Source organism: Labrenzia sp. R5_0 (genome assembly GCF_017743835.1).
In the GTDB taxonomy this organism is placed as follows: domain Bacteria; phylum Pseudomonadota; class Alphaproteobacteria; order Rhizobiales; family Stappiaceae; genus Roseibium; species Roseibium algicola.
In genome coordinates, this window is record NZ_JAGHRK010000016.1 from 1 (window position 1) to 8795 (window position 8795).

Below are 8795 nucleotides of genomic sequence, written 5' to 3' on the forward strand. Positions count from 1 at the left end.
GCCGACGGCGTTCTACCGACGTGATCACCTCAATATGCTGCTTCGTCATATGACTGCTCCTAGTGCTACCACTAGGACTGGCAGTCTTCAGCTTAAAGCCGCAAGACGGCCTTCACCGGAGGGGTACGGACTCCCAAACCTGCCTCCATTCCCAAATCGACAATGGGTATGGATTCCAGCATCAAGACGGAAGCGAACAGGTGGGGTCCAGCCGCCGCTTACTGAAAACCAATCAATTGCGATTGCGCACTCAACTATCTCATCTAAACATTGCGTGCGATCTTACGGGGGTTTCTAAAAAACCTCAAAACAACTACCCGCAGCAAAAAGCTGAAAATTGGAAAGTGTTTCTCGCAGCACCAATACTCGGGCAGAAACGACTTCGAACTGATCTTCGGCAGGCACGAGGAGTTTCGCAGCATCGCCAAGTGCTATGACTGCAACGCCAGTAACTTTCTGTCATCCCTCTGGCTCGCGTTAAGCGTCTGCGACTGGTTATGGTCTGAAACCTAACGAAACTTCACTGTAGCTTCGAATCCTCATCAATAGGTATCAGGTGCGTTTTGTTTCACGAAATCCTGAAACACTTTTAGCGTCTCATCACTAACATGGTGTTCGATACCTTCCGCGTCTTGCTCGGCCACTTCCGCGGAAATTCCTAGTGTAACCAGGAAATCAACGACAATCCTGTGCCGCTTGCGGCAGGCGTCCGCCAGTTGGCGGCCCTCCTCGGTCAAGCGTATATCGCGGTAGCGCTCCTGAAGGATAAGGCCTTCTCGCTTCAGCCTGGCGAGATTTTTCGATACCGTCGGCTGCGCAACGCCGACCCGTTCGGCAATTTCGACTGGGCGCGCAGACCCGTTCAGGTGAATGAGTTCCGCGATGAGTTCCACATAGTCCTCGACCATTTCATTCTGATGCGCGGTGCGCACAGCCTCAAACCCGCTGGCCTGTTCATCGACACTTCTATCGGACGCCTTGGGTGAAGGACCGGTCATGAATGGAGCACATCCTCTTTGCTTTCAGTGTGACTGTGTATGCCGCCAATTTTGCCACTTGACAATGCGTTAGAATGTCCTAAGAAAATTAGCCAGAGCTAAATTTAATAGGCGTTGCTATGAAATATCTCCTTGCCAGCGCGGTGATCTGCCTTGTTCCGGGCACCGCGCAAGCCACCGCAATCAAAGAAGCCCCTTGGGCTCCACGTGCAGCCGCCTATCGGCACACCTTGTTTCTGGGTAACCTTTCCCCAGTCCCCTGGGAGAAAATCGAAGCCAGCTGGAACCGTGCCGTTCCAGGCAGCTCACTGCCGGATGCCGCGGTTTCCCGCGCAAGTGACGAGGAAGCCGCTGCTCTTAACAGGGCACTTCAGGTGCAGGACCGTCAGGCGCTGTTTGAAGCAGCAACGGTCATCGTTGCGCAAGGGATACTGCGTCACCTGGAAAATGCGGATGCCAGGCTCGGAACCCCAGAAGCAGCCACTGAGTTGGCCAAGGCCGAAACGCTTTACCGCGCCTTTGAAGATGCTATTCGCGCCGCCGATGAGCCCGCCGCCCGCCAGCTTGGCAGGGCATGGCTCGTCCTGAATTCGTCCCTTGGTAGTGGCGGTGTTCTGGGCCAAGGCGGACAGGAGAGCAACAAGGCAGAATTCGAAAACGCCCGCAAAGATATTTCCGATTATATCAGCACCAACTACCTGCCGGCAGAATTTGCAACTCGTGACAAGCTGGCTCCTGTTCCTGAAACGGTTTTCCTTTCCGGATGGGAAGTGAAACTGCCTGCAACATTGCCTCCGGGGTCAAACATTGCCGATCAAAGCGAACTACCGCGCCTTATTCTTCAATTCGAGGAAGCCGGGGAAGACGAGGCCAACCTGCCGCTTGTCGCTTATGGCGACATGCTGTTTGACAGTCCTGAGATCTTCGGCGGCCCTGCGCAGGAACTTGGGATTGCCTGTTCCACCTGCCATAATAGATCTGACATCAACAGGGAGTTCTTCATTCCGGGGCTCAGCAATCGCCCCGGGGGAATGGATGTCGATGGTGCTTTCTTCAATCCGATGTTCAATGACAGGAAGGACGATCACCTCGATACGCCGTCGATGCGCGGTATACGGTTCACCGCGCCTTATGGCCGTGACGGAAGGGAACCCAGTCTGCGCCGCTTCATCCGCAACGTGATTGTTACCGAATTCGCCGGCAAGGAGCCCACCCCGTTCCAGCTTGATGCGCTAGTCGCCTATGTCCGTGAGTTCGACTGGCTGCCGAATCCGCAAATCGACCGGGCAGGCCGGTTGACCGACAAAGCCTCCGAAGCGGCAGTGCAGGGTGAAGCCATCTTCAACACTGTTTTTCCCGGACTAAACGGCAAGTCCTGCGCGTCCTGCCACACGCCAGATCAGAATTTCACGGATGGACAGACACATGATATCGGCAGCTCAGAGCCGCCTTTCCCCGGAGGCACAGCCACAGCCTTCGAAACGCCAACGCTGCGCAACATCAACTTCACCGCCCCCTATATGCATGACGGTTCGCTGCCGACGCTGGCCAGCGTTGTCGATTGGTTCAACGACACCAGAAATCTTGGGTTGGACGAAGAGCAACGAATGGACCTGACGGCGTATCTGGAAGCCATCGGCGATGGCGAAGAGCCCTATCAGCGCTTTGAAGGCCGTGACAGTGTCTTCCGCCTGTCCTGGGAAGAGCTGACTACTTTCGCGTCAACCCTGGACACACTTCTGCCCGCCCGCGATGCTCAGAATATCGCGTTGCTCATCGATACGGTTGCGCCGGATCTTGCAGCCGACGCCAGCGTGATGACCAACCAGGAGGCAAAACCCGAAATCTATGAACTCAGCGCGATACTGAGGGCCGTGGGCAATGCCAGCGCTGAAGGAGACTGGGGCGAGGCGGAACAGCAATGGAAAAAATTCAAGACCATGCAGGCTGCAATTGACGAGAGGATGTTTTGATGCTGAACCGCCGTACGTTCTTGGCCGCGGCGTCCGCCAGCCTCGCCCTGCCGGCTCTCGCCGCCGAGGCGGGGCTGACCTTGGCCTTCATACCGCAGGAGAACCCGGAAAAGCTTCTGGGAGATATCAAAGTCATCACCGGCTGGCTGTCGGAGCAAATGGGTGTCCCCGTCACCGGTTTCGTCACTTTTGACCATGCAGCCGCAGTCGAGGCGCTTCGTAACGGTGATGCTGACATTTCCTTCATGGGCGCCCTACCATTTGTTCTCGCGGAAGATCAGCTCGGAGCCGTACCGCTTTTGTCGGAAGTCTACCGGGGTCAGCCCAGCTACTCCGGACGGGTCTTCGTCCGCAAGGACAGCGGCATTGAAACCCTCGCCGATCTCAAAGGCCGTGACATTGCCTTCGCCGACCCTGTATCGGAATCCGGATATATTTATCCGCTGGATCTGTTTGTCCGCGAGGGCCTAATTTCCGGCGCGGCGGATGCCGACAGTTTCTTCGGCAGGAAATTCTTTGCCGGTGGATACCAGCAGGCGATGCAGGCTATGGCAAACGGATTGGTCGATGCCGCCGGAGCAAGCCAATATGCAGACCTCTTTTTAACGCCGGACCAACAAGCAGAAGTCAAAGTTTTGGCCGAGTCGGAACAGATCCCGAGCCATGCGGTGATCGCCCGCCCGGGCCTAGAGGGCGGGTTGCGGGCAAGATTCACTAAAGTGATGCTTAGCCTGAACAATCCGGAGAACCGTTATCTGCTGGCTTACCTCTATGGACCGGATGGTTACATTGCCGCCGACCCGGAGGTCTACGAGGGTGTTCGTGAAACCGCTCGGCGCTATGGTTTCCTGAAATGAGTGTCGCCGCAGTTATCTCTAATGTCACGCATCAGTTCGATGAGCATCCAGCCCTGTCGAACGTTTCCCTGACCCTAAACGCGGGAGAAAGCGTTGCGTTTCTGGGGCCGTCAGGGGCGGGAAAGTCTACTCTGCTGGCACTTCTTGACGGGCGGTTGCGGAACTGGTGCGGTACGGCAGAAGTTCTGGAGACACCTTACTCCGCGACAGCACTTCCCCCGAGAAATGCAAGATCGGACGTCGGCTTCATTTTCCAGGAATTCGCGCTGGTTGACCGGTTGAGCGTTTACCAGAACGTGATGAACGGGAGGCTTGGCCGGATGCGGACCTGGCAATCGCTCTGGAGCCGCTTCGGTGAACGCGATCACCTTGTCGTCTCCGGTGTTCTGGAAGATACCGGATTGATCGATCTGGCCGCGCGCCGCGCGGACAAACTCTCCGGCGGACAACGGCAACGCACCGCCATCGCCCGGTGTCTGGCCCAGGAGCCGAAACTGATCCTGGCGGACGAACCTGTCAGTAATCTCGATCCGGCTAATGCCGAGAAGATTCTCGGCCTGATTACAGGTGCTGCCCGCAAACGAGGCATTACCGTCGTTTTCAGCTCGCATCAGCCGGAGTTGTCGCAGCGATTTGCAGACCGCGTCATTGGCCTGCGTGACGGCAAGCTCCTCTTCGACTATCCTTCGGCTCAGGTGAGTGCAGCCGACATTTCCGAGCTATATCACGGGACAGCACCGGGCTCCGAACTGCGTGTGGTGAGCTAATGTCACGAGCCGTGACCTGGTTGGTTCTGGCCGCCGCGCTTTTATGGTCTCTTGGAAGCGCAGAAATGGGATTGGAAAAGCTCCCCGGTGCAATGGCGCGACTGAGCGAATTCCTCGGCCGTATGCTGCCGCCAAACATGTCCATATGGCCGGAAGTTCTTCAAGGCTTGGCAGAGACCCTGCGCATTGCTATTCTGGGAACCTTCTTCGCCGTCCTGTTTTCCGTCGTTCTTGGCATTTTGGCAGCGGAAACGCTGGTTACACCGGCAATCTGGAGACCCGTCCGGTCGCTGCTTGCGATTGTGCGCGCAATTCCACTGATCCTGGTTGCCATGCTGATGGTCGGTGCAGTCGGCCTCGGTCCGTTGCCCGGTATCCTGGCAGTGACATTTCATGCAACAGGCATGCTGGCGAAATTTTATGCCGAGGCGATTGATACCGTCTCGCCCGAACCGGTGAAGGCACTGGAAAGCGCGGGCGCCAACAGATTGCAGCAACTGCGCTGGGGGATCTGGCCGCAAATGGCGCCGGTGGTTCTGCGCGATACCGTCTTCCGGTTCGAACTGAATTTGCGCGAGAGCCTGATCCTCGGCATCGTCGGCGCGGGCGGCATCGGTCTTTATGTTCAGACCTACGTCCGCTCGTTTCAGTACGACAAGGCAGCGACAGTGACGCTGGCGATCATAGTTCTTGTACTGCTATCAGAAGCCGTGAACTCCGCTTTGCAAAAACGCTTCTCCTGAATGGAGGTGCAGCTTTTCGAACTGATCATGATGTCCAAAGAAGCTGCGCCCGTAAAAACGCAGCTAATTCCGATGCCTAATCAGCGGGCTCATTCCTCACTTTTCTGCGCATCAACTAAGACGGCAGTCCCAAAGGAAGGCTCCAGGACGTCTAGAATAAACCCTTACTTCCTTGGTACGCTGGCAACAGTGGTCACGCGGGCGTCGTCAATCCCGGTCCAAAGCGCGGCGGAATACGGAGATTGACGTTTAATGTATCGGTACGGCGTCGAATACCAAGGCAGAACTGTTTCTGCTTGGTTGTCCAATATCATGTCCCCGTAGTTTGTGCGGACTGTCAGCACAGCATGACCACTATTCTGGAGGTCCTTTGCGACGGTGATTAGCAGAGTGCTGCGCGGCCATCCCGCATTTAGAAGCTCTCGTTGCTTTTCAAGGACGTATTCCTCACAATCTCCATATCCGTCGTCTGGGTAGGTCCAGTACTCTGGTTTGCCATAGAGATCGTCATCGGTCATTGGCCGAACACGACGATTTACCTCCGTGTTAATCGCAAGCAATTCCAGCCATCTTTCTTCCGTCAATTTTACGACGACCGGCTCATAGCGCTCATTTGAACAAGCACCAATGTTGTCTTGGCAAAACTGTACGTATCCGATGGGTGCTTTGACGTCTTGGTTCATGTCCATAAAGCGCCCGGTATCGGCCGACGCAGGCGCGGAAAAAGTTACCAACAACGCCAAAAAGGCTGTTGGCAAAAGTATATCGTGTAGTCTTTTCATCCCAAAGCCCTCCCTTAAGGCTGGCTTTACGATGTCATATTGAAATTTATTTGAAGAAAAACTTCTGAATAAACATAAATTTAAATAAAGAGCAGTTTATACTAAATTTTGAATTTCTTTTTACTAAAAATCTAATTGGACTTGTCTAAAATTTTATCTTTCTCCTGCAACAAACGGATATGCTTGCGATTCTTCCGTTGATGATCCTTGAATTGAATTGCAGGACGATTTGGCGTGCACCCTCACAATCGAAAACATAAAGAGAAACCGAGGAGGCAATTCAGGTGAATATTTCGGATAGTTTTTTGAGGACAGAGCAACCTATTGATTGGATCACTGCAACCAACCGATGTTCCACCGCATACGTCTAACAACTACAGACTGCCTGATGCTGCTCGTGACAATTTGACTAGTTTGAGAAGGGCCTAACGACCGAAAAAGACAGCCCTTGCAGAAAACCTTTCATTGCCGACCTAGAAAAACAATCCAACACAGTTCCAACGCCGAATGCAAAATACCGATACGTTGGCTGGGTATTGCCGATGGACGCACTTGAAGAGTGGGTTAGTTTAACGCTCCTATCCACCAAACAAAGGCAGTTCCTTTTCACATTTGACAAAGTGTCGTTCTGGTTTGCTTTCCCATGGTCGGTTCATAAGACGGCATAGCCGAAAGAAATCAGATTCGTCTCAGTTTGACATCATCGACGCCAAGCTGTCGGATCAATCACCCGCTCAGACGCTGCGTGGTCCTAAAACGATATTGCGGCGCCGATAACGCAGACGGTGGCGCCGATGATGTCCCAACGATCCGGAAAGGTGCCTTCAATGGCCCACATCCAGATCAACGACGAAAAAATGTATATGCCGCCGTAAGCCGCATACGCTCGCCCGGCAAAATCGGCATCTATCCTGGTTAATGCCCATGCGAATAATGCGAGGCTGATAATTCCCGGCCCAAGCCAAAGCGGAGACTTGTCGAGACGCAGCCATGCCCAGAAAGCAAAACAGCCGCCGATCTCGGCGAACGCGGCAATGAGGTAGGTCGGTAATGTCCACATGCAAAATACTCCTTTCTCCAGAATTGCCGCTATCCATGGCAGCGTCGAGAGGCATTGTGAATTTTGCAGTGGACTTAAGCTGACGGTGCCCCGGAGTATCCCGGCGCTATCGGCATCGGCCATTCCAGCCCGCCGATGCCCGATCTCCTGACTTGCCGCCTGACGGCCCTTACCAAGAGTTCCTCGAGCTGATCGATGAACGGGCGGTGATAGATCTGTACCCGCACGGTGCCGTCCCTCTGATTGATTGTCTCGATCGTCCGGCACTGGTTCTTCCGGAACACGATCTCATCGATATACCTGTGAAGATGGCGCTTGCTGAGCTGGCGATAGACACCCAACTGCGTCCGCTTCAACAGGGCCGCGATGCCTTCGACCGTGTTAGAGTGAACGTTTCCGCGAACGTACCGCTTCTTGCTGTGAGGGACCGTTTCGTGCGCCTTGAAGTCCTTGGCCGCCTTGCCGATCGCCTTGTCGTCGTCGAACATGATGTGGGCGTCCGGTGAGATGAAACGCCCCATGAAGCGGCCGATCTGCTCACTGTTGGCTGACGACGACAGGAACGCCGCCTTGCCGCGTCCCCCAACGCTCCGCGGATACGGCTACGTCCGGCCGCGTCGTCGCTTTTCCGCGCGGGCGATAGACGTGTTTGTATCGCGGATCAAGGTTCGCCCATGTAGGTCGTGTCGACCTCGACGATCCCGTCGAGCAGACTGTCGCGGCCGTCCCGGTCGTCCATCATCTCCCGGATCGCGTGCGCCATCTTCCAGGCCGTCGGCTGTCTCACGCCGATCTGCTTCGCCAGCATGACGGATGAGATGCCCTTCGAGGATATGAGCGTCACGTAGCGCCTTTAGCCAGGTCCGCAGCGGCAGCTTCGTGGCATGCATAGGCGTCTTCGTCGTAACGGTGAACTGCCCCCGGCAATGCCGACACTCGAACAGACCGTCACGGGACGAACGTCCCTTGTTCCGGAAACGCCAGACATCAAGCGAGCCGCAATGCGGACAGTGCGCGCCGTCCGGCCAGACGAGCCGCTCGAACAGCGTCCGCACCGATGCCTCGGTCGGATACGTCTTTTCCAGCCATTCCAGGCTGTCCTCGCGCGGTTCTCTCTTCGCAACCATTGCCGTCCCGAGAAAACGGGAAACATGTGCGAGAACAGGGGAGGGAAAGCAACCGAAAGACCTAAACAATCTAAGTTATTGGTTAACTTGGGTTATGTGCCCATTCGCCTTTGTTTGGTGGATAGGTGCGTATGCCTTTGGTGTTGCGATAGTAGAGTCCGTAGAAAGTAATTGGGGCTGGCTTAGCGTTGTCGCGCTAGGGGTATTCGCACCTTTGGTTTGGCTTGTGTATCGCAATATTTTGAAGGTGCGCAAAAGGGATTAAGAACTCCCTAGTGTCAAAAACAAAAAATAACCACTTTTCCAGACAATCAAATGTACGGTCGATGTGCTCGTATTTGTAACAGCTCTGTTCTGTCCGTGTTGCGAGAGAACCAGAAGACCTCAACGATTCCTATTGCGAGGAAACCGAACAATGAACGTTGCCCTCCTGAGATGCGAGTATTCTAGCGAAATGTCAGGTAGTTATGCGTCCGGAGATATTTGAA

General features: G+C 54.8%; 9 protein-coding genes and 1 pseudogene. 4 read left to right on the forward strand and 6 right to left on the reverse strand.

Annotated elements, in window-relative coordinates; translation table 11 throughout:
* Positions 1–542: 542 nt before the first annotated feature.
* Positions 543–998: a manganese-binding transcriptional regulator MntR gene (mntR, locus tag J7447_RS30895; RefSeq protein ID WP_209171765.1), complete on the reverse strand. Its 456-nt coding sequence runs from the start codon at positions 996–998 to the stop codon at positions 543–545.
* A gap of 119 nt (positions 999–1117) precedes the next feature.
* On the opposite strand from mntR, the gene J7447_RS30900 reads away from it, so the two are divergent.
* The 4 genes from J7447_RS30900 to phnE are packed head-to-tail and all read left to right on the forward strand — an operon-like array spanning position 1118 to position 5338.
* Positions 1118–2971 carry a cytochrome c peroxidase gene (locus J7447_RS30900; RefSeq protein ID WP_168693782.1) on the forward strand — a complete coding sequence of 618 codons (1854 nt, stop codon included), beginning with the start codon at positions 1118–1120 and terminating at the stop codon, positions 2969–2971.
* On the forward strand, positions 2971–3828 hold the full coding sequence (locus tag J7447_RS30905; RefSeq protein ID WP_168693819.1) for a phosphate/phosphite/phosphonate ABC transporter substrate-binding protein: 858 nt from the start codon (positions 2971–2973) through the stop codon (positions 3826–3828). Before J7447_RS30900 ends, J7447_RS30905 begins: the two co-directional genes overlap by 1 nt.
* Positions 3825–4595 carry an ATP-binding cassette domain-containing protein gene (locus J7447_RS30910; protein ID WP_168693783.1) on the forward strand — a complete coding sequence of 257 codons (771 nt, stop codon included), beginning with the start codon at positions 3825–3827 and terminating at the stop codon, positions 4593–4595. Before J7447_RS30905 ends, J7447_RS30910 begins: the two co-directional genes overlap by 4 nt.
* Positions 4595–5338, forward strand: coding sequence for a phosphonate ABC transporter, permease protein PhnE (phnE, locus tag J7447_RS30915; protein WP_168693784.1), 744 nt, complete (start codon positions 4595–4597; stop codon positions 5336–5338). Before J7447_RS30910 ends, phnE begins: the two co-directional genes overlap by 1 nt.
* Positions 5339–5502: 164 nt before the next feature.
* On the opposite strand, the gene J7447_RS30920 is transcribed toward phnE, so the two are convergent.
* From J7447_RS30920 to J7447_RS31585, 5 genes and pseudogenes are all read right to left on the reverse strand, one after another.
* Complete coding sequence (locus J7447_RS30920) at positions 5503–6120, reverse strand: transglutaminase-like cysteine peptidase (protein WP_168693785.1); 618 nt, start codon at positions 6118–6120, stop codon at positions 5503–5505.
* 751 nt (positions 6121–6871) lie between these two features.
* Positions 6872–7180 (reverse strand): YnfA family protein, encoded by a 309-nt coding sequence (locus J7447_RS30925; RefSeq protein WP_168693820.1) that lies wholly within the window; start codon positions 7178–7180, stop codon positions 6872–6874.
* 74 nt (positions 7181–7254) lie between these two features.
* Entirely contained in the window at positions 7255–7740 is a 486-nt protein-coding gene (locus J7447_RS30930; protein WP_269586499.1) for a transposase, read from the reverse strand.
* 101 nt (positions 7741–7841) lie between these two features.
* Positions 7842–8024 (reverse strand): hypothetical protein, encoded by a 183-nt coding sequence (locus tag J7447_RS31475; RefSeq protein ID WP_228933516.1) that lies wholly within the window; start codon positions 8022–8024, stop codon positions 7842–7844.
* Positions 8025–8154: 130 nt separating this feature from the next.
* A pseudogene (locus J7447_RS31585) lies at positions 8155–8307 on the reverse strand (transposase); the annotation flags it as partial.
* Positions 8308–8795 lie beyond the last annotated feature (488 nt).

Bases quoted from the DNA above. Each gene is read 5' to 3' on its own strand.
- mntR (WP_209171765.1), bottom strand. From the start codon at position 998: ATGACCGGTCCTTCACCCAAGGCGTCCGATAGAAGTGTCGATGAACAG.
- J7447_RS30900 (WP_168693782.1), top strand. From the start codon at position 1,118: ATGAAATATCTCCTTGCCAGCGCGGTGATCTGCCTTGTTCCGGGCACC.
- J7447_RS30905 (WP_168693819.1), top strand. From the start codon at position 2,971: ATGCTGAACCGCCGTACGTTCTTGGCCGCGGCGTCCGCCAGCCTCGCC.
- J7447_RS30910 (WP_168693783.1), top strand. From the start codon at position 3,825: ATGAGTGTCGCCGCAGTTATCTCTAATGTCACGCATCAGTTCGATGAG.
- phnE (WP_168693784.1), top strand. From the start codon at position 4,595: ATGTCACGAGCCGTGACCTGGTTGGTTCTGGCCGCCGCGCTTTTATGG.
- J7447_RS30920 (WP_168693785.1), bottom strand. From the start codon at position 6,120: ATGAAAAGACTACACGATATACTTTTGCCAACAGCCTTTTTGGCGTTG.
- J7447_RS30925 (WP_168693820.1), bottom strand. From the start codon at position 7,180: ATGTGGACATTACCGACCTACCTCATTGCCGCGTTCGCCGAGATCGGC.